Annotated in this window: 21 protein-coding genes and 3 tRNA genes; 18 read left to right on the forward strand and 6 right to left on the reverse strand. The window is 48.1% G+C overall.

Going from position 1 to position 25,503, the window contains the following annotated elements:
• Positions 1 to 46 precede the first annotated feature (46 nt).
• The 4 genes from ilvB to ilvC are packed head-to-tail and all read left to right on the forward strand — an operon-like array spanning position 47 to position 4,220.
• Complete coding sequence (gene ilvB / locus EV202_RS03100) at positions 47 to 1,798, forward strand: biosynthetic-type acetolactate synthase large subunit (protein ID WP_131925361.1); 1,752 nt, start codon at positions 47 to 49, stop codon at positions 1,796 to 1,798.
• A gap of 20 nt (positions 1,799 to 1,818) precedes the next feature.
• Complete coding sequence (gene ilvN, locus EV202_RS03105; protein WP_131925363.1) at positions 1,819 to 2,385, forward strand: acetolactate synthase small subunit; 567 nt, start codon at positions 1,819 to 1,821, stop codon at positions 2,383 to 2,385.
• On the forward strand, positions 2,378 to 3,127 hold the full coding sequence (locus EV202_RS03110; protein WP_131925365.1) for an acyl-[acyl-carrier-protein] thioesterase: 750 nt from the start codon (positions 2,378 to 2,380) through the stop codon (positions 3,125 to 3,127). The genes ilvN and EV202_RS03110 overlap by 8 nt, the downstream gene beginning before the upstream one ends.
• Positions 3,128 to 3,176: 49 nt before the next feature.
• On the forward strand, positions 3,177 to 4,220 hold the full coding sequence (gene ilvC / locus EV202_RS03115; protein ID WP_131925367.1) for a ketol-acid reductoisomerase: 1,044 nt from the start codon (positions 3,177 to 3,179) through the stop codon (positions 4,218 to 4,220).
• Between the two features lie 644 nt (positions 4,221 to 4,864).
• Here ilvC and EV202_RS03120 read toward each other — a convergent pair.
• Complete coding sequence (locus EV202_RS03120) at positions 4,865 to 5,845, reverse strand: ROK family protein (protein WP_106069016.1); 981 nt, start codon at positions 5,843 to 5,845, stop codon at positions 4,865 to 4,867.
• Positions 5,846 to 6,023: 178 nt separating this feature from the next.
• On the opposite strand from EV202_RS03120, the gene EV202_RS03125 reads away from it, so the two are divergent.
• The 5 genes from EV202_RS03125 to EV202_RS03145 all read left to right on the forward strand — a co-directional run bounded on the left by EV202_RS03125 (position 6,024) and on the right by EV202_RS03145 (position 11,943).
• Positions 6,024 to 6,740 (forward strand): ABC transporter ATP-binding protein, encoded by a 717-nt coding sequence (locus EV202_RS03125; protein WP_106069017.1) that lies wholly within the window; start codon positions 6,024 to 6,026, stop codon positions 6,738 to 6,740.
• Between the two features lie 97 nt (positions 6,741 to 6,837).
• Positions 6,838 to 8,091: an ABC transporter permease gene (locus tag EV202_RS03130; protein ID WP_131925369.1), complete on the forward strand. Its 1,254-nt coding sequence runs from the start codon at positions 6,838 to 6,840 to the stop codon at positions 8,089 to 8,091.
• Positions 8,092 to 8,132: 41 nt separating this feature from the next.
• Positions 8,133 to 9,377 carry an ABC transporter permease gene (locus EV202_RS03135; RefSeq protein WP_106069019.1) on the forward strand — a complete coding sequence of 415 codons (1,245 nt, stop codon included), beginning with the start codon at positions 8,133 to 8,135 and terminating at the stop codon, positions 9,375 to 9,377.
• Positions 9,378 to 9,476: 99 nt separating this feature from the next.
• Positions 9,477 to 10,583, forward strand: coding sequence for an efflux RND transporter periplasmic adaptor subunit (locus EV202_RS03140; RefSeq protein WP_125238019.1), 1,107 nt, complete (start codon positions 9,477 to 9,479; stop codon positions 10,581 to 10,583).
• A 28-nt stretch (positions 10,584 to 10,611) separates the two neighbouring features.
• Positions 10,612 to 11,943, forward strand: a complete 1,332-nt coding sequence (locus EV202_RS03145; RefSeq protein WP_131925371.1) for a TolC family protein — start codon at positions 10,612 to 10,614, stop codon at positions 11,941 to 11,943.
• Positions 11,944 to 12,096: 153 nt separating this feature from the next.
• Here the strand turns inward: EV202_RS03145 and EV202_RS03150 are convergent, their stop codons facing one another.
• From EV202_RS03150 to EV202_RS03160, 3 genes are all read right to left on the reverse strand, one after another.
• Positions 12,097 to 13,275 (reverse strand): MalY/PatB family protein, encoded by a 1,179-nt coding sequence (locus EV202_RS03150; RefSeq protein WP_207903428.1) that lies wholly within the window; start codon positions 13,273 to 13,275, stop codon positions 12,097 to 12,099.
• An 88-nt stretch (positions 13,276 to 13,363) separates the two neighbouring features.
• Positions 13,364 to 14,293, reverse strand: a complete 930-nt coding sequence (locus tag EV202_RS03155; RefSeq protein WP_131925375.1) for a hypothetical protein — start codon at positions 14,291 to 14,293, stop codon at positions 13,364 to 13,366.
• Between the two features lie 162 nt (positions 14,294 to 14,455).
• A complete protein-coding gene (locus EV202_RS03160) occupies positions 14,456 to 15,292 on the reverse strand; it encodes a CvfB family protein (protein WP_131925377.1) in 837 nt (278 codons plus the stop codon).
• 999 nt (positions 15,293 to 16,291) lie between these two features.
• On the opposite strand from EV202_RS03160, the gene EV202_RS03165 reads away from it, so the two are divergent.
• Positions 16,292 to 16,364: transfer RNA gene (locus tag EV202_RS03165), tRNA-Phe, on the forward strand.
• Between the two features lie 10 nt (positions 16,365 to 16,374).
• Positions 16,375 to 16,447 (forward strand) — tRNA-Pro (locus EV202_RS03170).
• A 163-nt stretch (positions 16,448 to 16,610) separates the two neighbouring features.
• Here the strand turns inward: EV202_RS03170 and EV202_RS03175 are convergent.
• Positions 16,611 to 16,685, reverse strand: a tRNA-Pro gene (locus EV202_RS03175).
• Between the two features lie 233 nt (positions 16,686 to 16,918).
• On the opposite strand from EV202_RS03175, the gene EV202_RS03180 reads away from it, so the two are divergent.
• From EV202_RS03180 to EV202_RS03200, 5 genes are all read left to right on the forward strand, one after another.
• Positions 16,919 to 17,311 carry a hypothetical protein gene (locus EV202_RS03180; protein WP_131752181.1) on the forward strand — a complete coding sequence of 131 codons (393 nt, stop codon included), beginning with the start codon at positions 16,919 to 16,921 and terminating at the stop codon, positions 17,309 to 17,311.
• A gap of 95 nt (positions 17,312 to 17,406) precedes the next feature.
• Positions 17,407 to 18,189, forward strand: coding sequence for a DnaJ domain-containing protein (locus EV202_RS03185; RefSeq protein WP_131925379.1), 783 nt, complete (start codon positions 17,407 to 17,409; stop codon positions 18,187 to 18,189).
• Positions 18,190 to 18,270: 81 nt separating this feature from the next.
• On the forward strand, positions 18,271 to 21,543 hold the full coding sequence (locus tag EV202_RS03190; RefSeq protein ID WP_131925381.1) for a S41 family peptidase: 3,273 nt from the start codon (positions 18,271 to 18,273) through the stop codon (positions 21,541 to 21,543).
• A complete protein-coding gene (locus EV202_RS03195; protein ID WP_106069027.1) occupies positions 21,540 to 22,526 on the forward strand; it encodes an aminodeoxychorismate synthase component I in 987 nt (328 codons plus the stop codon). Before EV202_RS03190 ends, EV202_RS03195 begins: the two co-directional genes overlap by 4 nt.
• Positions 22,510 to 23,103 carry an aminotransferase class IV family protein gene (locus EV202_RS03200; RefSeq protein WP_131925383.1) on the forward strand — a complete coding sequence of 198 codons (594 nt, stop codon included), beginning with the start codon at positions 22,510 to 22,512 and terminating at the stop codon, positions 23,101 to 23,103. Before EV202_RS03195 ends, EV202_RS03200 begins: the two co-directional genes overlap by 17 nt.
• Positions 23,104 to 23,175: 72 nt before the next feature.
• Here EV202_RS03200 and EV202_RS03205 read toward each other — a convergent pair whose 3' ends face one another.
• Positions 23,176 to 23,571, reverse strand: coding sequence for a DUF2721 domain-containing protein (locus EV202_RS03205; RefSeq protein ID WP_106043418.1), 396 nt, complete (start codon positions 23,569 to 23,571; stop codon positions 23,176 to 23,178).
• A gap of 140 nt (positions 23,572 to 23,711) precedes the next feature.
• On the opposite strand from EV202_RS03205, the gene EV202_RS03210 reads away from it, so the two are divergent.
• A complete protein-coding gene (locus EV202_RS03210) occupies positions 23,712 to 24,098 on the forward strand; it encodes an A1S_2505 family phage non-structural protein (RefSeq protein ID WP_131925385.1) in 387 nt (128 codons plus the stop codon).
• An 18-nt stretch (positions 24,099 to 24,116) separates the two neighbouring features.
• Positions 24,117 to 25,364: a 3-phosphoshikimate 1-carboxyvinyltransferase gene (locus EV202_RS03215; RefSeq protein WP_131925387.1), complete on the forward strand. Its 1,248-nt coding sequence runs from the start codon at positions 24,117 to 24,119 to the stop codon at positions 25,362 to 25,364.
• The last annotated feature ends 139 nt before the right edge of the window (positions 25,365 to 25,503 follow it).

Raw genomic sequence — 25,503 nt, forward strand, 5'->3', positions numbered from 1 at the left:
ATTAAGAAAACATTTTAACGGAAAGAAATCAGAAGATTTATTGAATATGATAAATAGTGATACAAAAAACAATGCCTCCTCTTCCTTTTCGGGAACAGATTGCAGTGAAGTTCAGATAACAGGTGCCGAAGCATTGATGCGCTCTTTGGAATATCAGGGAGTAAAAACCATCTTCGGTTATCCGGGAGGAAGTATCATGCCGGTGTTTGACGCCTTATACGACCATCGTAAGACTTTGAACCATATTCTGGTTCGGCATGAGCAGGGGGCGGCTCATGCCGCACAAGGCTTTGCGCGTGTTTCTGGCGAAGTCGGCGTATGTTTAGTCACCAGCGGCCCGGGCGCCACCAATACTATTACGGGCATTGCCGATGCCATGATAGACAGCACGCCGATTGTTGTCATAGCCGGTCAGGTAGGAACAAACTTTTTGGGTACAGATGCTTTTCAGGAAGTCGATTTAGTAGGTATCACACAGCCAATAACGAAATGGAGTTATCAAATCCGTCGCGCCGAAGATGTGGCGTGGGCGGTGGCTCGTGCTTTTTATGTGGCAAAGAGCGGACGTCCCGGCCCGGTGGTGCTTGATTTTGCCAAGAATGCGCAAGTAGATAAAACCGAATACGTTCCCACGAAAGTGGACTATATTCGCAGTTATCTTCCGGTTCCCGAAATGAATTCCGAAGCCATCAGACAAGCAGCCGAGCTGATAAACGGAGCGGTGCGTCCTTTGGTATTGGTGGGACAAGGGGTAGAGTTGGGAGAAGCTCAACAGGAACTCCGTACTTTTATCGAGAAAGCCGGAATGCCTGCCGGATGTACCCTGCTGGGACTTTCCGCTTTGCCTACGGCACATCCTTTGAACAAGGGAATGCTGGGGATGCACGGAAATTTGGGGCCCAATATCAATACAGGCAAATGCGATGTGCTGATTGCCGTGGGCATGCGCTTCGACGACCGTGTCACCGGCAAATTGTCCACTTATGCCACACAGGCAAAGATTATTCATTTCGATATAGACCCGGCCGAGATAGATAAGAACGTTAAAGTGGATGTTGCCGTGTTGGGCGACTGCAAGGAGACGCTGGCTGCGGTGACCGAATTGCTGAAGCCTGCGGAACATAAAGAATGGCTCGAAACTTTTCTGCCTTATGAGAAGGTAGAAGAGGAAAAAGTCATTCGGCCGGAATTGCATCCGGCAGGCAAAGCTTTGAGCATGGGCGAAGTGGTGCGTGCTGTCAGCGAGGCTACCGGCAATGAGGCTATATTGGTCACCGACGTGGGGCAAAATCAGATGATGGCCGCCCGATATTTCAAATATAGCAAGAAGCGTAGCATTGTCACCTCAGGCGGTTTGGGCACTATGGGTTTCGGGCTTCCGGCCGCCATAGGCGCCACTTTTGGCAGTCCCGACCGTACAGTATGCGTTTTCATGGGCGATGGAGGATTACAGATGAACATACAGGAGCTGGGCACTGTTATGGAGCAAAAGGCACCGGTGAAAATAATTCTGCTGAACAATAACTTCCTCGGCAACGTTCGGCAATGGCAGGCGATGTTCTTTAACCGCCGTTATTCGTTCACCCCTATGATGAACCCTGACTATATGAAAATAGCGTCGGCCTATGCCATTCCTGCCCGTCGGGTCATGAAGCGCGAAGAGTTGGCAGCAGCGATTGATGAGATGATTGCCACGGATGGCCCGTTCCTGCTCGAAGCTTGCGTGGAAGAAGAAGGAAATGTGATGCCGATGACCCCACCGGGTGGTTCGGTGAACCAGATGCTACTGGAATGCTGACTTTTAAAATCGAAAGAAATATGAGTGACAAAACATTATATACCATTATCGTCCATTCGGAAAACTTTGCCGGTCTGCTCAATCAGGTGACGGCTGTTTTTACCCGCCGGCAAATCAATATCGAAAGCCTGAATGTATCGGCCTCCTCCATCAAAGGGGTACACAAATATACCATCACTGCTTGGACGGACAAAGAGACCATTGAAAAGGTGGCCAAGCAAATCACCAAGAAAATAGATGTGTTGCAGGCCCATTACTTTACGGACGATGAAATCTACCAACATGAAATAGCTCTTTATAAGATAACCACTTCCATATTGGAAGAGAAACCGGAAGTTTCTAAAGTTATCCGAAAATACAATGCGCGTATTGTGGAGGTCAATGCAGTATTTTCTATTGTAGAGAAGAATGGCATGAGCGAAGACATAACTGGTCTTAATGAAGAGTTGAGTGCGTTAGGTTGTGTGCTTCAGTTTGTTCGTTCGGGTCGTGTTGCCATTACCACTAGTTGTTTTGAGCGGGTCAACGAATACTTGGCTGAGCGTGAGACAAAATACCTTCAAAGTAAACAAAACGGCAATGAGTGAGAATAACAAGATAGGAACGTATAAGTTTGTAGCCGAACCGTTTCATGTCGATTTTACCGGACGGCTGACCTTGGGCGTATTGGGCAATCATTTGCTGAATTGCGCCGGCTTCCATGCTACCGATCGAGGCTTCGGCATCGCTGCCTTGAACGAGGATAATTATACCTGGGTGTTGTCCCGTCTGGCCATCGAGTTGGATGAGATGCCCTATCAGTATGAGGAGTTTTCCATTCAGACGTGGGTGGAGAATGTCTATCGCCTTTTTACGGATCGTAACTTTGCCCTTATCGACAAAGTAGGACGAAAAATAGGTTATGCGCGCTCTGTATGGGCCATGATCAGTATGAATACGCGTAAGCCGGCCGATCTGCATGCTCTTCATGGAGGCGGCATTATGGATTATATTTGCGATGAGCCTTGCCCTATCGAGAAGCCTTCGCGCATCAAAACAACTTCCACGGAGCCGCTGACCGCACTGGTTGCCAAGTACAGCGACATTGATATTAACGGACACGTCAACAGCGTCCGCTATATAGAGCATATCCTCGACTTGTTTCCTATGGAGATGTATCGGGCAAAGCGCATCCGTCGTTTTGAGATGGCCTATGTAGCCGAAAGTTATTATGGGGATGAACTTACCTTCTTTATGGACGATGACGGTGGCGGCATTTACACTGTGGAAGTGAAGAAGAACAGTGGAGAGATGGTTTGCCGCTCCAAAGTGATATTTACGGAGAAATAAACAGAATCATAAACGTTGGCGTAAGCCGCAAATAAAAACTTAAACAGATATGGCACAATTAAATTTTGGCGGTGTTATCGAGAATGTGATGACCCGCGAAGAGTTTCCTTTGGAAAAAGCGCGTGAGATTTTGAAAGACGAAACCATTGCAGTCATCGGTTACGGCGTGCAGGGGCCCGGTCAGGCTTGCAACCTGCGCGATAACGGTTTCAACGTGATTGTGGGACAACGTCCGGGCAAGACGTACGAAAAAGCCGTGGCCGACGGATGGGTGCCGGGCGAAACGCTGTTCAGCATCGAAGAAGCCTGCCAAAGGGGTACTGTCGTGATGTGTTTGCTATCCGATGCGGCTGTAATGTCCGTATGGCCCGTCATCAAGCCCTGTCTCACTCCCGGCAAGGCACTTTATTTCTCCCACGGCTTTGCCATCACTTGGAACGACCGCACGGGAGTGGTTCCTCCCAAAGATATTGATGTGATTATGGTTGCTCCAAAAGGCTCCGGCACTTCACTTCGCACCATGTTTCTCGAAGGTCGCGGTTTGAACTCGTCTTATGCCATCTATCAGGATGCCACCGGCCGGGCTTTCGACAAGACCATCGCATTGGGCATCGGCATTGGTTCGGGCTATCTGTTCGAGACGACTTTCATCCGCGAGGCTACCTCCGATTTGACCGGTGAGCGTGGTTCATTGATGGGTGCCATTCAGGGATTGTTGCTGGCACAGTACGAGGTGTTGCGTGAAAACGGGCATACTCCCTCCGAGGCTTTCAACGAAACGGTGGAAGAGTTGACCCAATCTTTGATGCCCTTGTTTGCCAAGAACGGTATGGACTGGATGTATGCCAACTGCTCCACTACGGCTCAGCGCGGTGCGCTCGACTGGATGACCCCGTTCCACGATGCCATCAAGCCCGTCGTGCAGAAGCTGTACGAAAGCGTGAAGTCCGGAAACGAAGCTCAGATTTCCATCGATAGCAACTCCAAGCCCGACTACCGTGAAAAACTGAATGCCGAGCTGAAAGCCTTGCGCGAAAGCGAAATGTGGCAGACTGCTGTTACTGTACGTAAACTTCGTCCGGAGAATAATTAAAATTGCTTTTGCCGGTTGAGGCCGGCAAAAAATCTCCTGACGCATCGTTTTGAAAGTGTCCGAAGTTTGCACGGCAACTCCGCACGAACCTGTATCCAACTGCTTGCCGGCTTCAAGCCAACTGCCTGCCGACTCGGAGTCGGCAAGCAGTCCGCAAAGCATCGAAAACAGGAATAACAGACAGTGTCTTAACGAGTTACCATACAAACTTTCCCTCGCGCGCGCGAGAGAAGAAAAGAATAGAGAAGAGAAGAATAGAAAATACCTCCTCCACCTTGAAGTGCACCCCAAAAGTTGGACATAAAACTTTTGGGGTGCACTTCAAGGTGGAGGAGGGAGAAAGACAATTTTCGGAACAGCTCCTCCCACACGTTGACAAGTTCAACGCCACACCGTATGCACCATAACGTGAGAGCTCAACGAGTGCAAGGTGTGGGATTGCAGACGGTGAAGTGTGGGGTTGAGGGCGACGAAGTGCGGAGTTACGGGTGACGAAGTGTGAGGTTACGAGCGGAAGTCAATCCTATGCAAGCCCGAAATAAGATGCGAGAAGACAAACGATGTCAGCGAAAAAAAAACGTGCGCTTCAAGCTCGTCAGCTTTCAGCGCACGTTCCATTTATCAAATTTAGCAGGATAAAAATGTTATCTGATTTCTTTCAGCTCCCAACCCAACGCACTGGCACCTAATACGGCAGCGTCAGAGTCTTTCAACTCGGAGGCCAGCAACTTGGTCTTACCCTTATAGATGCTCAGGATATTGGCGTCAATGGCTTTCTGGATAGGTTTGAAGATATAATCGCCCGCCTTTGCCAGACCGCCGAAGAGAACGATGGCCTCCGGACTGGAAAAAGCGATGAAGTCGGCCAAAGCCTCGCCCAGAATGGTTCCCGTAAACTCGAAAATGTCTTGAGCCAGCTTATCGCCCTTGACGGCCGCATCATACACATCTTTGGAGGTGATGTTCTCGGCGGGAATGGAGCGCAGCAAACTGGGTTCGGTACGCGCGGCAAGAAACTCGCGTGCCGAACGGGCTACACCCGTGGCCGAACAGTAGGTTTCCAAACAGCCGTGGCGTCCGCATCCGCAAAGACGGCCGTTTTCGCGACGGATAATGGTATGTCCCAATTCACCGGCAAAACCGTCGTGACCGTAAACCATCTGGCCGTTGATAACGATACCGCTACCCACACCTGTGCCAAGCGTAATCATAATGAAATCTTTCATTCCGCGTGCGGCACCGTAGGTCATCTCGCCTATACCGGCGGCATTAGCGTCATTGGTCAATGCGGTAGGGATGCCCAAACGTTCCTCAAACATGGCAGCCAAAGGAATCACTCCCTTCCAAGGAAGATTCGGGGCAAATTCAATGGTGCCGCTATAATAGTTACCGTTGGGAGCACCGATGCCGATTCCCTTTATTTTATCCACACCGCCATTGGCAATAATCAGAGGGAGCAGATTCTTGCATACTTCATCTACATAATCTTCGGCCTTCTCATAGGCTCCGGTCTTGATAGAGCCACTGGTTATGATGGTTCCGCGCGCATCTACAATACCAAAGACAGTATTTGTACCGCCTATGTCAATACCCACCACATAGGGTTTTTCCATGCTTGAATTCATGATATTTCTTTGCTTAAAGGGTTAGTTAATATTATTTATGGTTACAAATTACACAAAGAAAAATGACACTGCAAAATCTTTTTTTAAAAAAGTGTTCCTCTACTGCAACTTTTGACACCCCCTTTGCGTCTAATAGTCAAAATAGCGAAAACCAAAGCAAGTAATAAACAGTGAAACCGTGATACAGCTAAAAGAAATCAACAAGACCTACAACAACGGAGCACCTCTGCATGTGCTCAAAGGCATCGACCTCCACATCGGAAAGGGAGAATTCGTTTCCATCATGGGAGCATCCGGTTCGGGAAAATCCACATTACTGAACATTCTGGGCATTCTGGATAACTACGACACCGGAGAATATTATTTAAATGGTACACTCATCAAAAACCTCGGCGAGACGAAAGCCGCCGAATACAGGAACCGAATGATCGGTTTCATTTTCCAGTCGTTCAACCTGATTTCTTTTAAGAATGCCATGGAAAACGTAGCCCTCCCTCTCTTCTACCAAGGGGTGAGCCGCCGCAAACGCAACGCGTTGGCAATGGAATATCTGGACCGTTTGGGACTGAAAGAGTGGGCGCACCACATGCCGAACGAAATGTCCGGCGGACAGAAGCAACGTGTGGCCATTGCCCGTGCCCTCATCACCCAACCGCAGATAATCTTGGCCGATGAACCTACCGGCGCGCTGGACAGCAAGACATCCGTGGAAGTGATGCAGATTCTGAAAGACCTGCATAAAGCCGGCATGACCATCGTAGTGGTGACCCACGAAAGCGGCGTATCCAATCAGACAGACAAAATCATCCACATCAAGGATGGTATCATAGGCAATATCGAAGAGAATCTGAATCACGACGCTTCGCCTTTCGGAAAAGACGGACTCATGAAGTAACCGGGAGACAGGACGGCAGAAAACGTAACCGCAATCCGGTTCGCCGCATTGCCTGGTAAATTGAAAATTGTAAATAAGGAAATAATAAATTGAACAGATGATAGACCTTTGGCAGGAAATATACGGAACCATCAAACGCAACAAACTGCGTACCGCCCTCACAGGTTTTGCTGTGGCATGGGGCATCTTCATCCTTATTCTGCTGTTGGGAGCAGGCAACGGGGTGATGAATGCACAAAACGAACAAATGGCTTCGTTGGCCATGAATTCGATAAAAGTGGGCGCCGGATGGACCAGCAAACCTTATGACGGACTGAGTCAGGGAAGGAGAATCCAACTGAACAACGGCGACCTCACCATCACCCGAAACATGCGGAAGCATGTGGAAAATGCGGGGGCTGTGATATACCAAAGCGGCATGAACATCAGCTATGGCAACGAGTACATCAACGAGCGACTGATGGGCGTACATCCCAACTATCTGGAGATAGAACGCCCCACCGTGGTCGAAGGACGGTTTATCAATCAATTGGATATCCGTGAGAAAAGGAAAGTGACTATCCTCAACGAACGCTCGGTGAAAACACTTTTCAAACATGGAGCGAAGCCGCTTGGAAAAATGCTGAATATGGGAGGTGTGATGTTTCAAGTGGTAGGTGTCTATAAGGATAAGGGAAACAGTGGCGGACAAGACGTATTCGTTCCTTTCAGCACCTTACAGACGGTATATAACAAAGGAGACAAGTTGAACAACATCCTGATGAGTATTAAAGACCTGAATACGGAAGAAGAAAACAAGGTTTTCGAAGCGGACTACCGGGCTGCCATCGGCGCTCACCAACGTTTCGACAAGACCGATGACGGCGCCATCTGGATATGGAATCGCTTCACCCAAATGACGCAGATGAACAAGGGGGCCGACTACATGCGGACAGCCATCTGGATTATCGGGCTCTTCACTTTGTTGAGCGGCATTGTCGGCGTATCGAACATCATGCTGATTACCGTAAAGGAACGGACAAGAGAATTCGGCATACGCAAAGCCTTGGGAGCACGTCCTTGGTCTATCCTGAAGCTGGTCATCGTGGAGAGTGTGGTTATCACGGCTTTTTTCGGCTACATAGGAATGGTGGCGGGAGTAGGAGTGACGGAATACATGAACATGACGGCAGGAAAGGCCGTAATGGATATAGGAGTACAACAGCAAACCATGTTTCTGAATCCTACCGTGGACTTAGGAATTGCCATCCGCGCTACAATGACCCTGATTATGGCAGGCACTCTGGCAGGCCTGTTTCCTGCGCTAAAGGCCGTAAAGACCCGTCCGATAGAGGCATTGAGAGCCGATTAAAAAGCCGCATCCTAAAAAATTATCAGACTATACGGAAAATTATGAAATTCGACTTAGATACATTTAACGAAATCCTACTTACCATCACGCGTAATAAAACGCGCAGCTTACTGACTGCTTTCGGCGTATTCTGGGGCATTTTCATGCTGGTGACCCTGATGGGTGGAGGAAACGGATTCAAAGCATTGATGAGCAGCAACTTCGAGGGATTCGCACAAAACTCGGCTTTCGTCTGGCCGCAACGCACCGGAGAAGCCTACAAAGGATTCCGCAAAGGTCGCTGGTGGAATCTGGAACAGACAGACATACAGCGAGTGCGTCAGATAGAAGGTGTCGACATCGTGACCTGCTTACAGAACCGATGGGGTGCGACTGCCGTCTATCAAGACAAGAAGAGTGAAAGCGTGGTTATCAAAGGGCTTTATCCCGAATACGACTTTATAGAAAAGCAGAAGGTAAAATACGGCCGCTTCATTAACGATATTGACATTCTGGAGAAACGCAAAGTATGCTTCATCGGGAAAAAGGTCAGCGAAGAATTATTCGGAAAGGATGTCGACCCTTGCGGAAAACTGATAAAAGCAGACGGCATTTACTATCAGGTGATTGGCATGGCAGGCGATACAAGCGGCAACATACAGATAAGTGGCAGCGCGGACGAAAGCATCGCCATTCCCTTCAGCACCTATGCCGCAACCTACAACATCGGAGGTGATATCGGGCTGATGTGCCTCACCATGAAACCGGGATATAAAGTGACGGAAGTGCAACCGCACATAGAAAGTGTCGTCAAGCAATACCATCTGCTGCATCCGGACGACACGCAGTGCATGCAGTTTCTAAATGCCGAAGCTTTGTTCTCAATGGTCGATTCACTATTCAAGAGCATCAACCTGCTGATATGGATGATTGGTTTGGGCACACTGATAAGCGGAGTCATCGGCGTGTCGAACATCATGATGGTGACCGTAAAGGAACGCACCACGGAGATAGGTATCCGCCGTGCCATTGGAGCCACACCGCGTACCATCATGGAGCAGATTCTGACCGAAAGCATGGTGCTGACGCTGATTGCCGGCATGGCAGGCATCTCGTTTTCCGTATTTATATTGCAAATGATGAATATGGGCATGGAATCCTCTAATCTGCCGGCCGATTTCCAAGTAAGTTTCGGAATGGCGATAGGCGCTGCCATCATGGTAATGGCGCTGGGAATCACCGCCGGCATTGCACCGGCCTATCGGGCCATGAACATCAAGCCCATCGAAGCCATAAGGGACGAGTAAATATCTTACACGTACAGGTTTATTCCCATTAATAAAAACAAGATTCCCAATACAGCAAAATCTCAATATTGTAAAATAAAACAATAATATAAGAATAAGATGAAAACTAAAAAGTATCTGAAAATCGCATTGTTGGTAGTAGTAGCTGCCTTGTTTATTTGGACGTTTGTATTCCTGTACCAAAAGTCCCGGCCTAAGGTAGTGGTGTACGAAACCGTAATTCCGGAAGTGACAGACCTTGAAAAAACCACCGTGGCTACCGGCAAGGTAGAGCCGAGAGATGAAGTTCTAATCAAGCCGCAGATTTCGGGCATCGTTTCAGAGGTGTACAAGGAAGCGGGGCAAACCATCAAGAAGAACGAGGTCATAGCCAAAGTGAAAGTGATTCCGGAGTTAGGAACATTGAACTCTGCCGAAAGCCGCGTACGACTGGCCGGAATCAATGCGACACAGGCCGAAACAGACTTTGCACGTACACAGAAATTATATAAAGACAAACTTATCAGTGCCGAAGAATATGAAAAAGGAGAAGTGGCCGTAAAGCAGGCACGCGAAGAGTTGCAGACAGCCAAAGACAATCTGGAAATCGTGAAGGAAGGTATCACCAAGAACAGCGCCTCTTTCAGCAGCACGCTCATCCGCTCTACGATTGACGGACTGATTTTGGATGTACCCATCAAAGTGGGAAACTCGGTTATTATGAGTAATACTTTCAACGACGGAACCACGATAGCTACCGTAGCCAATATGAACGACCTGATTTTCCGTGGCAACATTGACGAGACGGAAGTGGGACGCGTACACGAAGGCATGTCGGTGAAACTTACCATCGGTGCCTTGCAGAATTTATCGTTCAACGCCATATTGGAATATATATCTCCGAAAGGCGTGGAACAGAACGGTGCCAACCAGTTTGAAATCAAAGCAGCCATATCGGCTCCTGACAGCGTACAGATTCGTTCGGGCTATTCCGCAAACGCAGAAATCGTACTGGAACGTGCGCAGAAGGTACTGGCTCTGCCGGAAAGCACTGTGGAATTCAGCGGAGACAGCACGTTTGTATATGTGATGACGGATAGCATACCGGCGCAAAAATTTGAACGCCGCCCCATTAAAGTGGGTATGAGCGACGGCATCAAAATTGCCATCAAGAGTGGGATTACCGCCAAAGACAAAATTCGCGGAGCAGAGAAAAAGGATAAATAAACTGTAATAGCCTAACAACAGATATAATATGAAACATAAAAAGATATTCCTATCCCTCGTGATATTGGGCTGCATCTCGGTGCAAGCGCAGGAGCGGTGGACTTTGCGCCAATGCATAGACTATGCCATCGAACATAACATCGGCATCCGCCAAACGGCCAATGCCGCTAAACAAAGTGCCGTAGAAGTAAATACGGCCAAATGGGCACGACTGCCGAATCTGAATGCCAATGCCGGTCAAAGCTGGAACTGGGGACGCACACAAACGGCCATCAAGAACGAAGACACCGGAAATTATTCCACCGTGTACGTAAATACCAGCAGCCACGGCACCAACTTCTCCGTCAATACCAATATTCCCATCTTTACCGGTCTGGAAATTCCCAACAGGTATGCACTGGCAAAACTGAACCTCAAAGCCGCCATGGCCGACTTGGACAAGGCCAAAGAAGATATCGCAATCAACATAGCTTCGGCCTATCTGCAAGTGTTGTTCAACGAAGAGTTGCATCAGGTAGCTTTGGGGCAGGCTCAATTAAGCAAAGAGCAATATGCCCGCATCGGTCGGCTGGCAGAACTGGGCAAAGCCTCTCCCGCCGAACTGGCCGAAGCCAAAGCACGTGTGGCGCAGGATGAAATGAATGTGGTGCAGACCGACAATAGCTACAAACTGGCACTGCTCGACCTCAGCCAGCTTATCGAGCTGGAGACTCCGGAAGGCTTCAGGTTGGAATCTCCAACCGTGAATCCGGACTTGATACCGCTCACTCCTCCGGACGAAATCTTTCAGACAGCGATGGCGAGCAAAGCTTCCATCCAAGCCGCACAGTTCCGTCTGGAAGGCAGCAAGCACAATATCCGCATTGCCCAAAGCAACTATTACCCGCAATTGAGTCTGAACGGCAGCCTTGGCACGAACTATTACTCCACCATCGACCGTACATTCAGCCAGCAGATGAACGACAACTTCAACAAATATGTAGGGTTCAGCCTCAACATACCTATTTTCAATCGTCTGGCTACCCGTAACCGTGTACGCACAGCACGTTTGGAACACGAAAACCATGCCTTGCAACTGGACAATGCCAAAAAGGTGCTTTACAAAGAAATTCAGCAGGCGTGGTATAATGCCGCAGCAGCTGAGAGCAAGTACACCAGCAGCCACGCCGCCACCATTGCCGGCGAGGAATCGTTCAAGCTGATGAGCGAGAAGTATGAAAACGGAAAAGCCAATGCCGTGGAATACAATGAAGCCAAACAGAATCTTATGAAGGCGCAATCGGACGAACTACAAGCCAAATATGACTATCTGTTCCGTACCAAGATATTGGATTTCTACAAAGGGAAAGCCATCGAATGAGAAGATATACGGATGAAGCCCATTAAAACCATCACTGAAAAGTGAAGCGAATAATATAATTTTAGTTGTTGTGTTTAATTTATCCCCTCTTTCCATTTCATACACCGGAAAAGAGGGGATTTTCTTTGTAACAAGTGACAACAATTAGTGATTCTACAACTCTACCACAGCTTGGCGGAGTTGCTCCAATGCCTTTCGTATCACAGAACGCGGAGAAGCTACATTCAGCCGCATAAAACCTTCGCCACCCTGCCCGAATATCTCGCCGTCGTTCAATGCCAATCGAGCTTTCTTCACAAAAAAATCCACCAGTTCATCGTGACCCAATCCCAGCCCACGGCAGTTTAGCCATACCAAGAATGATGCCTGAGGACGCAAGGGCCTGATTTGAGGCAGACAGGCAGAGCAATAGTCAATTACCAAATCGATGTTCCCTTCCACATATTTCAACATCTCTCTGCGCCAAGGTTCCCCATCCCGGAAAGCAGCAATCGTGGCTATGGGTGCAAAAACCGCGGGTACGCCCAGTTCATTTGCCTTCAGCCAATTGAAGAAACGCTGCCGGATAATGGAGTTCGGCACAATGGCATAGGAACTGACAATACCTGCGATATTGAACGTTTTGGAAGGTGCGCCGAACGTGATGCTGCAAGCGGCAGCGGCTTCCGAAACAGAGGCAAAGGGAATGTGTTTATTATTCCAAAGTGCCATATCACAATGTATCTCATCGGAAATAACAAGGATATTGCGCTGATGGCAGAAATCGGCCAGACGTACCAACGTTTCCCTATCCCATACAATGCCTGCCGGATTGTGCGGATTGGAAAGAATCAACATCCGGCATTTCTCTCCGGTCACAGCCTCAAGATTCTCGAAGTCCATGCTGTAAGAGCCATCCTCGTTCATACGAAGCGGATTATATACCACTCTGCGCCCGTTGGCCAAAGGTGTAAGGCGGAAAGGATGATAGACGGGAGGTTGTATGATCACCTCCTCGTCTTCTTTTACAAACACGTTGACAGCCATACCGATGCCCTTCACAATCCCCGGAATATAGGTCAGCCATTCGCGCCGCACCTCCCAATCATGGTGTGTGGAAATCCAGCGAATAACCGTGGGCCAATACTCCTCCGGTGGCACTGTATAGCCGAATAAGGAATGTTCCAGCCTTTTATGCAATGCTTCGGTGATGAAAGCGGGTGTCTCAAAGTCCATATCTGCCACCCACAAGGGTAGCAAGTCGGGGTCACCGTAATATTCCTGCAACATATCCAGCTTCAAGGCACCGGTGCCCCGACGATCTATCACTTTGTCAAAATCATATTTTCCCATCACGTTTGTTCTTTTTTGCTATCGTTCTGTTCATTACTCACCCAAAGCTTACTGAATATCTTCAGAACAATCGCCGGCTGTCAGTCTATCATCTGCTGCGACGAACATGCCCACTATTGTTCTCGTCCGTTGCGTTTTCCGCACTTCTTCTACGCGAGCGATTACTGTTATTGTCTATGCTTTCACGAGAATTATTGTTACTGCGGCGGACATCATTATTCCTTAGCTCGTCAGCACTACGACGCACTGTACTCCTCCTCTCATCTCTGTCGCTACGACGAACATTACTGTTCTTATCATTACCATTGTTGCGGCGCATATCCATATTCCTGCCATTAGCGCTATCGCGACGGGTATCGGTATTTATTTCCCGACTGCTGCGCCTTGTTGTATAAACATCGTCTCTATCGGCAGGACGTCTGCCAGAGTTGGACCGCACATTCACCGATTCAAAATCAGAGCGACGGTTGGCATGATAGGATTTATCGTTTCTGATACTCCATGCCCCTGTATAATAGGGATACCGGTAACGTCCTCTATAATAACTATTGTCATAGTGTGCCCTACCGTGTCCACCCCGATATGTACGATAGTGATACGGTTGCGGGAAATAGTAATGGTTGTGATTGGAATACGTAACGTAGACTCTGAAAGCCCAGCGCCCGTTATCGACATAAATCGGACGATAGAAATAAGACGTTTGCACAAAGCGGGCATATTGGCGATTGCTCAACACCCAACGCAGGTCGTCGTTACGCATATCCAGATAGTCATAGTAACGATCCAATGCCCACTCTTCACCCCTGAGTACATCATTCATCAGATAGCGTACACCGTCTATGAAATCATAATTAATTTCATAGACGTCGTTATACTGTTCCGTGCTCAAATTCAGTTCATAAGCCATTTTATCTGTAAGGAAACGGGTTTCCTTACGCAGCCGGCTGTTGCTCATAGCGGCATTGCAAACTGTGAAACTCAACATCGTTGCAACAAAAACAAATATTATCCGTTTCATAACCCCTCCTTTTTTTAGCAATTTATCTCATGATGCGACTCCCTATGGATTGTCATATCACGATTTACTCTTTTTGATTGTACGACAAAAGTAGGAAGAGAAAGTCCCTCTCCCTAATGATTGTCTCTATTTATAGATAGGGGAATTCCTAAAGATGAAAGACTAATTCCTAATCCTTATTTTGTTATCTTCCAGTATCACCAACTGTTTCTTGTATAAATCCCCCACTGCCTTCTTGAATGTTTTCTTGCTAACACCGAAAACGGCATAGATATCTTCTGCGGGACTTTTATCATTCAGTGAGGTAGTACCACCTTGTTCGCGGATGTACTCCAAAAGGGTAACCGCAAAATCTTCCACTTTCCCGGCTCCCGGCTTCTGCAACATCAAGTCTATCTTGCCATCTTCACGCACCTGCTTCACGTATGCTTTTAGCGTCATGCCCGCTTGCAACGGTCGGAAGATCTCGCTTTCGTAAAGCAGACCGCCGTATTGATGTTCAATAATAGCCTTGAAACCCAAATCCGTTTTCTGCCAAATCAAGATTTCGACTTCTTCTCCCGGTTGGTAAGCCGCTCGCTCCTTGGAAAGATAACGCTCCACTTTCGCCGAAGCTACAATGCGGTAACTCTCGTCATCCAGATGAGCATGAACCACGTATTTCCTTCCTACCTGCATTTTCAGCTTCTGCTCCCGAAAAGGGACAAAAAGGTCTTTCATCAGACCCCAGTCAAGGAAGGCACCGTATTGATTTACCCAGGCCACCTCCAGACAAGCGAACTGTCCCACCTGTACCAATGGCGTCAATGTAGTGGCCACCAAGCGCTCTTCATTATCCAGATATATAAAAACGTTCAACTTATCCCCTACCTTACACTCTTCGGGAACATAGCGCAACGGGAGCAGGATTTCCCCCTCCTCTCCACCATCCAGATACATACCGAACTCAACCTCCTTCACCACTTCCAGCCTATTGAATTTTCCTAACTCTATACTCATAGTTCTATGCTTTTCTTGCAAAGATAAACAAATTGTGAACATGCAGCCAATCCTCTACGAAAGAAAAAACTTTCACCCTAAAAGACTCATCATTATACCTAAGTTCGGGATAAGAAGCTGGTCGATAACCTCATCCGGCAGTTTGTATTTTAAAATCAAATCCCAGTGTTTATCAGACGTTTACCTCTGACCTGTCAGATACTTCTATCTGACGGCTCAAACACTTGTGTCTGCCACGTCAAACACAAGTGTCTGTCGGCTTGAACACTTGCCTCTGTCACGACAAAGGCTTGCAGCTGTCAAACAAGGGGAAGGCGGTCGGCATAAAAGGCTCTCTTCTGCCTGACCGCTGTAAACCGGTGCATTCAAGAAATATCCGGCCGATAGGATGCAGCCCCTCGTCTTTAGAAAAAGCAACCGCCTATTCCGAATTCAGATATCATTATTGCTTCCACGGAACACACTTTGGGGCTGTGTGCTTTGTTACATCTTCATTTTGTTTGCTCATCGGCAATGGCAACTGTCCGATAAACCTCGGAAACGGAGAAAAAGTCGGTTTTTCCGTGTTCTGTTCAATCGGGAAGTCATACTGTCAAGAATTAACACTAATCGTTTGTCGAGAAGTATCCCTTGCGAGAGATATCTGCAGGCTGGCTTTGGTGGGGATATATCTCCACCATACTGCATCTATATGCCGAGCGTGCTGCATCTATACTTACAGCCGAAGGCATCTATATAGCGAGCCAGGGCGAGGAGGAGAGTTCCCCAAGAGGTAAATGTTTTTCCTTTCTAAAGATTCCGAATCTGGAAGTACGTAGGGTATATTTCATATAATCGGCTTTACGGGAAATAACATTATGGGGCAAAAATTTTATCGAACAGGAATAATTCTTTATGAGCACTCCGCCAAGAGAGCTTCCTCCTTTTTTAGATATTTTTCTTGAAAAGCCTTGTGGTATAAAAAAAACTATTTATCTTTGCACCCGCAAACCGAGAAATGGTGTCATAGCTCAGTTGGTAGAGCAAAGGACTGAAAATCCTTGTGTCCCCGGTTCGATTCCTGGTGACACCACTTTCAAAGGCGGAATGTAGCGCAGTTGGTAGCGCACTACGTTCGGGACGTAGGGGTCGGGCGTTCGAGTCGCCTCATTCCGACAAAAGAAAAAGAGATTAACAGATTGGACACTCAATCCGTTAATCTCTTTTTCTTTATAATGCCAAGAGAAATACATAGGCAATATTTTAGGAGTAATCAAACAATAATCGAGATAAAGAAAAAGGAGCTAAGTATAATACTTAACTCCTTCATTTTCACCAGTCGGGGTGACTGGATTCGAACCAGCGACCACACGCCCCCCAGACGCGTACTCTAACCGGGCTGAGCTACACCCCGAATTGCGGATGCAAAAGTAATGCTTTATTTTAAAACAGCAAATCTTTTGTTCATTTTTTATTGGATAACTTTGAGAGACCATAGAACCCATACAAGAATAAGAGCGTGATAGAGTGCATAATAGCACATAGTCAAACTCCAATAAAAGATAGCAGAAAGAGCTTTATCCTTTGAAAAACAATCAGTATATTTGCCAATCACCTATAACAAAACATTCTCAAAAACGTACTTTCATGATAAAACAAGACTATCTGATACGAATGATTCAGGAAATTATAACCCTGGTCGTAAACGCCATTCTGAATAAAAAGAGAATCCAACAGAAAGAGTGGAAAGAATATGATGCTATGGCGGAACAAGTATTGGGCCTTTCCTCTAAAGAACTGTTGAACATAGACATACAGGAGCTTATCGAAAAATATAAGGAAGAAACAGACCGGACAGATAAAATAGAATTGGCAGGTATAAACATGCTGCGGCTGTCTGAAGAGATAGAAGACAACATCTTGCTGAAATCCCGGCTTCGCCAAGACGGGCTCCAACTGCTGAAATATGTACAAAAAGAGGCAGATGCTTATTCACTCCAACGGGAATATCTCATCAAACTATTGGAAACGAACAACTGACTTCACGCCACGTTGTGGATGAATATCCGACTTGACGACCGGAATTCTCATCCAAAATTTCTATTTTTGTATTCTAAAACATAAAAAAACAGATTATGGGAGTAACAAGATGGATAGGCGGTATCATCGGTTTTATGGCCGGAGGGCCACTAGGTGCCTTGGCAGGATACGCCTTGGGATATTTGTTTGATATAGACCCGACAGAAAGTTCAAAAGGTTTTTATGAAGACACAACAAGAGAAAAAGCCACGTATGACGGACAACGAAACAGTTTTCTTTTCTCCATGCTTGTAATGGCTTCATACATCATTCGGGCGGACGGACGCATCATGCACAGCGAGACGGAGTTTGTACGAAATTTCTTGCGAAGGACTTTCGGCGAAGCAGCCGTCAGTGAAGGGCAACAAATCCTGTTCAACCTCTTCGAGCAACGCAAACAAATGGATGAACAGAATCCGATGGCCTTTAAAAACACCATCCGGGATTGTGGCAAGCAAATCGCCATCAATCTGACTTATGAACAAAGACTGCAACTACTCGTTTTTCTGGTAGAAATAGCCAAAAGCGACGGGCATGTTTGTAACGAAGAAATAGAGGCGCTGAAAGAGGTAGCGACCTACATGGGGCTTTCAATAAAAGAAGTGGAGTCTATGCTCAACTTGGGTGGCAATTCATTGGAAGGGGCTTATAAAGTGTTGGAAATAAGCCCGACAGCCACGAATGAAGAAGTGCGTGCTGCCTATCGCCGATTGGCATTGAAACATCACCCCGACAAGGTTGCGACACTGGGAGAAGATATAAAGAAAGCAGCAGAAGAGAAGTTTCAAAGCATCAATAATGCCAAAGAGCAGATCTACAAGGCAAGAGGCATGAAATGACAGCATGCACACTTTATCATCCTTGGTCTTGACCAGCGTTTACACGCAACGATCATCTAAATCAAATCAATCCTACTAATTATGAAGAAAATTCTTGCAACCATTGCATTGGGTTTTACGGCGATAGCCGGCCATGCCGTCACTCCTCTCTGGATGCGTGACGCTCAAATCTCTCCGGATGGAACAGAAATCGTATTCTGCTATAAAGGAGACATTTACAAGGTGTCTGCCAAAGGTGGAACCGCCACACAACTCACCACGCGAGAGACGTACGAATGCAACCCTGTTTGGTCGCCCGACGGAAAGCAGATAGCTTTTGCCTGCGACCGGTACGGTAATTTCGACGTTTTCGTGATGCCGGCCAATGGAGGAGCTGCCCGACGGCTGACTACAAATTCTGCCGGTGAACTGCCTTCAGCTTTCACTCCCGACGGCCGGTACATTTTGTTTTCCGCATCCATCCAAGACCCTGCAAGCAGTGCCCTTTTCCCTTCTTCCGCCATGACGGAACTTTATAAAGTGCCGGTGGCAGGAGGACGTACCGAACAGGTGCTGGGCACTCCTGCCGAAGCTGTCTGCTTCGACAAGTCCGGCAAACAACTCTTCTACCAAGATAAAAAAGGTTCTGAAAACGAATGGAGAAAACATCATACCTCTTCCGTTACCCGCGACATTTGGATGTATGACACCCAAACGGGAAAGCACACCAACCTCACCCGACGGGAAGGAGAAGACCGTAATCCGGTATTGTCGCCCGACGGACAAAACGTCTACTTCCTGAGCGAACGCAACGGCGGTTCTTTCAATGTCTATTCATTTCCGCTCGCACAACCGCAATCGGTCAAAGAGATTACCGCTTTCAAGACCCATCCCGTACGTTTCCTGTCCATGAGCAACGACGGAATCTTATGTTATGGCTACGATGGTGAAATCTATACCCAGCGAAACGAATCCGCTCCGCAGAAAGTCGACATAGAGATTGTGCGCGATGACCAACCGCAGTTGGACAACCTGAAGTTCTCCGACGGAGCTACTTCCGCCATTGTCTCGCCCGACGGGAAGCAAGTAGCCTTCATCGTACGTGGAGAAGTGTTCGTAACAGCTACCGAATATGCCACGACGAAACAGATTACCCATACCCCGGCACGCGAAGCCGGACTGACCTTTGCACCGGATAACCGCACACTGGCCTATGCCAGCGAGCGTGACGGCAACTGGCAGCTCTACCTCGCCAAGATTACACGCAAAGAAGATCCCAATTTCCCTAATGCAACCTTAATTAAAGAAGAGGTATTACTCCCCTCCTCCACCATAGAGCGTGCCTATCCTCAATTCTCGCCCGATGGCAAGGAACTGGCTTTCATTGAAGACCGCAACCGCTTGATGGTAATCAATCTGGAGACTAAGAGAGTACGCCAAATCACCGATGGTTCTACGTGGTACAACACCGGAGGTGGTTTCGATTACTGTTGGTCGCCCGACGGCAAATGGTTCACGCTTGAATTTATCGGAAACAAGCACGACCCATACTCAGACATCGGCCTTGTCAGTGCACAGGGAGGAAGCAATATCATCAACCTGACCAATAGCGGCTATACAAGCGGCTCACCTCGCTTTGTACTCGAAGGCAATGCCATTCTCTTCACCACCGAGCGTTACGGTATGCGCGCCCATGCCTCGTGGGGGTCGCAAGATGATGCCATGCTCGTATTCCTTAACAGGGATGCCTACGACAAATATTGCTTGAGCAAAGAAGACTACGAACTCCGCAAAGAGTTGGAGAAAGAACAAAAGAAAGAGAAAAAAGAAAAAGAAGCAAGTAAGGCAAAAGGCCAAAAGAAAGACGGCAAAACCACAGATGACAAAGAGGAGAAAAAAGAAAAGGTAAAAGATATTGTCGTAGAGCTGACGAACATCGAAGACCGTATCATACGTCTCACTCCCAATTCTTCGAACATGGGCAGCGCCATCATCTCGCAAGACGGCGAAACGCTTTATTATCTGTCGTCTTTTGAGAAAGGCTACGACCTTTGGAAAATGGATCTGCGCAAGAAGGAAACCAAACTGCTTCACAAGATGGATGCCGGATGGGCATCTATGGAACTGGATAAAGAAGGGAAGGCCCTTTTCCTGCTGGGTAGCAAAGGCATGCAAAAGATGGATGTATCTTCGGACGCATTGAAAACAATCACCTATCAAGCTAATGTGAAGATGGACTTGGCTGCCGAACGAGAATACATGTTCGACCATGTATACAAGCAGCAGCAAAAGCGTTTCTACAACACAAACATGCACGGAGTGGATTGGGATGCCATGACAGCAGCCTATCGCAAGTTCCTACCCCATATAAATAATAACTACGACTTTGCCGAATTGCTGAGCGAATGGCTGGGCGAATTGAACGTATCGCACACCGGAGGACGCTTCCGCCCTAAAGGACAAACCGAGCCGACCGCCAGCTTGGGCTTGCTCTTCGACTGGAGTTATCGGGAACAAGGCATGCGCATCGCCGAAGTGATGGAAAAAGGCCCGTTCGACACGGCAAATACCAAAGTGAAAGCCGGCACGGTCATCGAAAAAATAGACGGCATGGAGATAACCCCTGAAATGGATTATTACACACTGCTCAACAACAAGGCCAAGAAAAAGACGCTCGTATCATTGTACAACCCGCAGAACGGAGAACGCTGGGACGAAGTGGTAATACCCATCAGCAACGGAGCAGCCGGCAATCTGCTTTATGCCCGTTGGGTGAAACAGCGTGCGGCAGATGTGGACAGATGGTCAGGCGGACGTTTGGGCTACGTACATATCGAGTCGATGGGCGACGGCAGCTTCCGTTCTATTTATTCTGACATCTTGGGGAAATACAACAACCGTGAAGGTATTGTCGTAGACACACGCTTCAACGGTGGCGGACGTCTACACGAAGACATAGAGATATTGTTCAGCGGTAAACAATATTTCACTCAAGTGGTTCGCGGCCGTGAGGCCTGCGACATGCCCAGCCGTCGCTGGAACAAGCCATCCATTATGCTGACATGCGAAGCCAATTACTCCAATGCACACGGCACACCGTGGGTTTACAGTCATCAGAAGTTAGGCAAACTGGTAGGCATGCCGGTGCCGGGCACCATGACCAGCGTATCGTGGGAAACACTGCAAGACCCGTCGTTGGTTTTCGGCATTCCCATTGTTGGCTACCGTCTGCCGGACGGCAGGTATCTGGAAAACCTGCAACTGGAACCGGATATCAAAGTGGCCAACTCACCCGAAACAATCGTGAGAGGAGAAGACACGCAACTGAAAACAGCAGTGGAGGAGTTGCTGAAAGAGATTGACAACAAGCAATGAAGTCATACGGTAGAAAAGAAGCCATAGAGAAGATGAACGTGCTGGCAAAGGCCGGAACGCCCTTCCTCTTTATCATAGACTACAAGCAGGAACACTCGTACATCGAGGAGGCAGACAAGATAGACGCCTCCTCTTGTCTTTACCTCTTCAGAGGAAAAGGAAATATCGCCGCAGATATTCCCCGATATGACGGAACAGTAGACTGGCAATATATTCCTCCCTCTCCTGCCGGATACAGGCATGCTTTCGACATTGTGAAACAGAATCTGCTGGCAGGCAACAGTTACCTGACAAACCTGACATGCAGAATTCCCATAAACACCAACCTGACACTGAAAGAGATTTTCCTGCATTCAAGGGCATTATACAAGCTGTGGCTGAAGGACAAGTTCGTCTGTTTCTCCCCTGAAATATTTATCCGTATCGAAGCCGGAGAAATCAAATCTTTCCCGATGAAAGGAACGATAGACGCCACGCTGCCGGACGCCGAGCAGACGCTGATGCAGGATGTCAAGGAGGCTGCCGAACACGCCACCATCGTAGACCTGATACGCAACGACCTGAGTATGGTTTCAGACCACGTCAGAGTGACCTCTTACCGCTACATCGACCGCCTGCAAACCAATAAAGGGCCTATTCTGCAAACCAGTTCCGAAATCTGCGGAACATTGCCTCCCGACTACAAGGAACACATCGGAGATATCCTTTTCCGCCTGTTGCCGGCCGGTTCCATCACCGGTGCTCCCAAGCCCAAAACCATGCAAATCATTGCGGAGGCGGAAGACTTCGAGCGGAACTTCTATACAGGCATCATGGGATATTATGCAGACGGGAAACTGGACAGCGCTGTCATGATACGCTTCATCGAACAGGAAAACGAAGAGCAACTCTATTTTAAAGCAGGAGGAGGCATCACCGCCAAAAGCCGATGGGAAAGCGAATACAACGAAGTGAAACAGAAAATATATGTGCCGATTTATTGAAACCATACGCATCTGCAACGGAGAGGTCTGCAACCTCTCCTACCACGACCGGAGATTGAATGCCACCCGCATACACTTCTGGCCGGCAAGCCGGCCTATACAATTGGCAGATTATTTACAACCTCCCGCAGTCTCCGGAATTGTCAAGGCACGTGTGGTGTACGGCGAAAACGGAATTGAGGAGATAGACTATACCCCCTATCTGCTGCGCCGCATACAATCTCTGGCATTGATTCATTGCGACACGGTGGACTATACCTACAAAAGCGCCCGACGCGAGACATTGAATCATCTTTTTTCCGAGCGGGGAACATGCGACGATATCCTGATAGTGAAGCGCGAACTACTGACAGACACATCCATTGCCAACATCGCTCTTTTCGACGGTACTCATTGGTACACGCCCCGGCAACCGCTATTGAAAGGCACAAAACGGGCTTCACTGTTGAACAAAGGTATTCTTGCAGAAAAGGAGCTTAGATGCGAAGACCTCCCGGCCTTCTCCACCATCCGGCTTTTCAATGCAATGATAGAATGGGGAGAATCGGAACTTCCGGTGCAGAACATTATCACCTGAGGTTCACTCGTTCATACTGATGGAACGTGTTAGCGTGTTTATAGGCAAAACTGTCGTCTATTACGGAATGTGTCAATCCCTCTTATACATGTCGTTGAGATGTAATTCCAATGCTTTGACGGAGATATAAATCTCGTAGATGGAAATGGTGAGAGAGATTATCAGCAACAACAACGCCAAGCCGAAGATATAGACGGAAACAAGATGCAACTGAATATAAATAAAGAACATGCTCACCACGCACAGCAACAGGCTGCCGATGCCCGTCACCTGCATGGCGCGTGTCAGATAAAGGCGTTTCCGCAAATTGGCAATCTGAGCGGCCTTCACCGACGAACGGTTTTCCATATACTGTTCCTTCAAAGTACGCACCAATTGGGCGTATGAAAGAAAACGGTTGGTATATGCCAGCATAATCAAAGATATGGCCGAAAACAACAATGCGGGAGTGGTTAAATCTATTTCCATAAGCATTTCATTCCAAAAACAATCTACAAGCGTCAAACGCGGTTGCACCTCTTTTTGACACTGCAAAAATACAAAAGAAAATAGAGATTGGCAGATTTCTGCTTATCTTTGTGCCGGTCAATCCAAAAAACGAAAGCAATATGGAAGCAAGAACAACATCCGACCGAATCACCGAATTAAAACCCGGAGAAATCTTTGTCTTCGGCAGTAACCTTGCCGGAGAGCACGGCGGAGGTGCCGCACTGCTTGCATGGTGCAAATGGGGCGCCGTTTGGGGACAAGGCAGCGGGTTGCAGGGACAGACTTACGGCATCCCTACCATGCACGGCGGCCCGGAAGACATCAAACCCTATGTGGACGAATTCATCAAGTTTGCCGAAATGCATCCCGAAAAGACTTTCCTCGTCACGGAAATAGGCTGCGGCATTGCCGGATTCACACCGGCCGAGATTGCCCCACTGTTTAAAGAGGCCACAGAGATTACCAACATCTGCCTGCCCCGACGGTTTTGGGAGGTTCTGCTATAAACTCAACTAAATACAACCATGCGATATATCGTTTCCGCCCCCGCCGCATTGGATGCCGACATACAACTGCCGGCATCCAAAAGTATCAGTAACCGGGCACTCATTCTGCACGCTCTTGCCCATGGCAACATCACACCCTGCAATCTGAGCGATTGCGACGATACGCAAGTAATGGTACGTGCTTTGGAAGATGCCCCCGAACACATCGACATACTTGCTGCCGGAACTGCCATGCGCTTTCTCACCGCTTATCTCAGCGTGACGCCGGGAAGCCGCATCATCACAGGCACACCGCGCATGCAGCAACGCCCCATCCGCCTATTGGTGGATGCCTTACGCCAACTCGGCGCACAAATAGAATATGTCGGCAACGACGGCTTTCCGCCACTGCGTATCACGGGAACGGAGTTGAAAGGCGAAGAACTCTCTCTTGCCGGTAATGTCAGTTCCCAATACATCTCCGCCCTGCTGATGATAGGCGCCGTACTTCCCAAAGGATTACGCCTGCATTTGACAGGCGACATCATCTCCCGCCCCTACATCAACCTGACGTTGCAACTGATGCGCGACTTCGGTGCACAGGCCGATTGGACGAGCGAAAGCAGCATCACCGTTCATCCCGGCGACTATCGTGACGTGCCGTTCACTGTGGAAAGCGATTGGAGTGCCGCTTCCTATTGGTATCAGATAATGGCCCTCTCTCCAAGCACAAAGAATGGAGGAGCAACGAATCCCGAAGTGGAACTGCCGGGACTTCTTCCACACAGCTATCAGGGAGACAGTCGCGGTGCAGAGCTCTTTGCCCGCCTCGGCGTCCGAACGGAATATACAGAACGAGGGGTAAGGCTGACCAAGACCGAACCTTCAGTAGCCCGTCTCGAAGAAAACCTGATAGACATCCCGGATTTGGCACAGACTTTCGTCGTCACCTGCTGCCTGATGAACATACCTTTCCGCTTCACCGGACTGCAAAGTCTTAAAATCAAGGAGACAGACCGCATCAATGCGCTTATCGTCGAACTGCGCAAGCTGGGTTATGCGGTGCATTCTGAGCAAGACAGCATCTTGTCGTGGAACGGTGAACGCTGTCCGGCCGAAGAAAATCCTGTCATAGCCACCTATGAAGACCACCGGATGGCAATGGCATTTGCTCCCGCCTGCCTCACTATGCCCCGGATAGAGATTGACGAGCCGCAAGTGGTATCCAAGTCATATCCGGCTTACTGGAATGATTTGCAAAAAGCCGGATTCAAGATTACGCAATAAAAAAGAAGCAATAACAGTTGTTCAAGAAGAGGATTTGAGGAGAAAACATCACGGATACAAGATGAGGAAATAAGAAGAAACACTTCTTTCCGGCCCATTGATAATCAGCATCTTACACTTGTACAAGTAACGCCTCTCA

This window comes from Prevotella heparinolytica, from assembly GCF_004342845.1.
Classification (GTDB): domain Bacteria; phylum Bacteroidota; class Bacteroidia; order Bacteroidales; family Bacteroidaceae; genus Bacteroides; species Bacteroides heparinolyticus.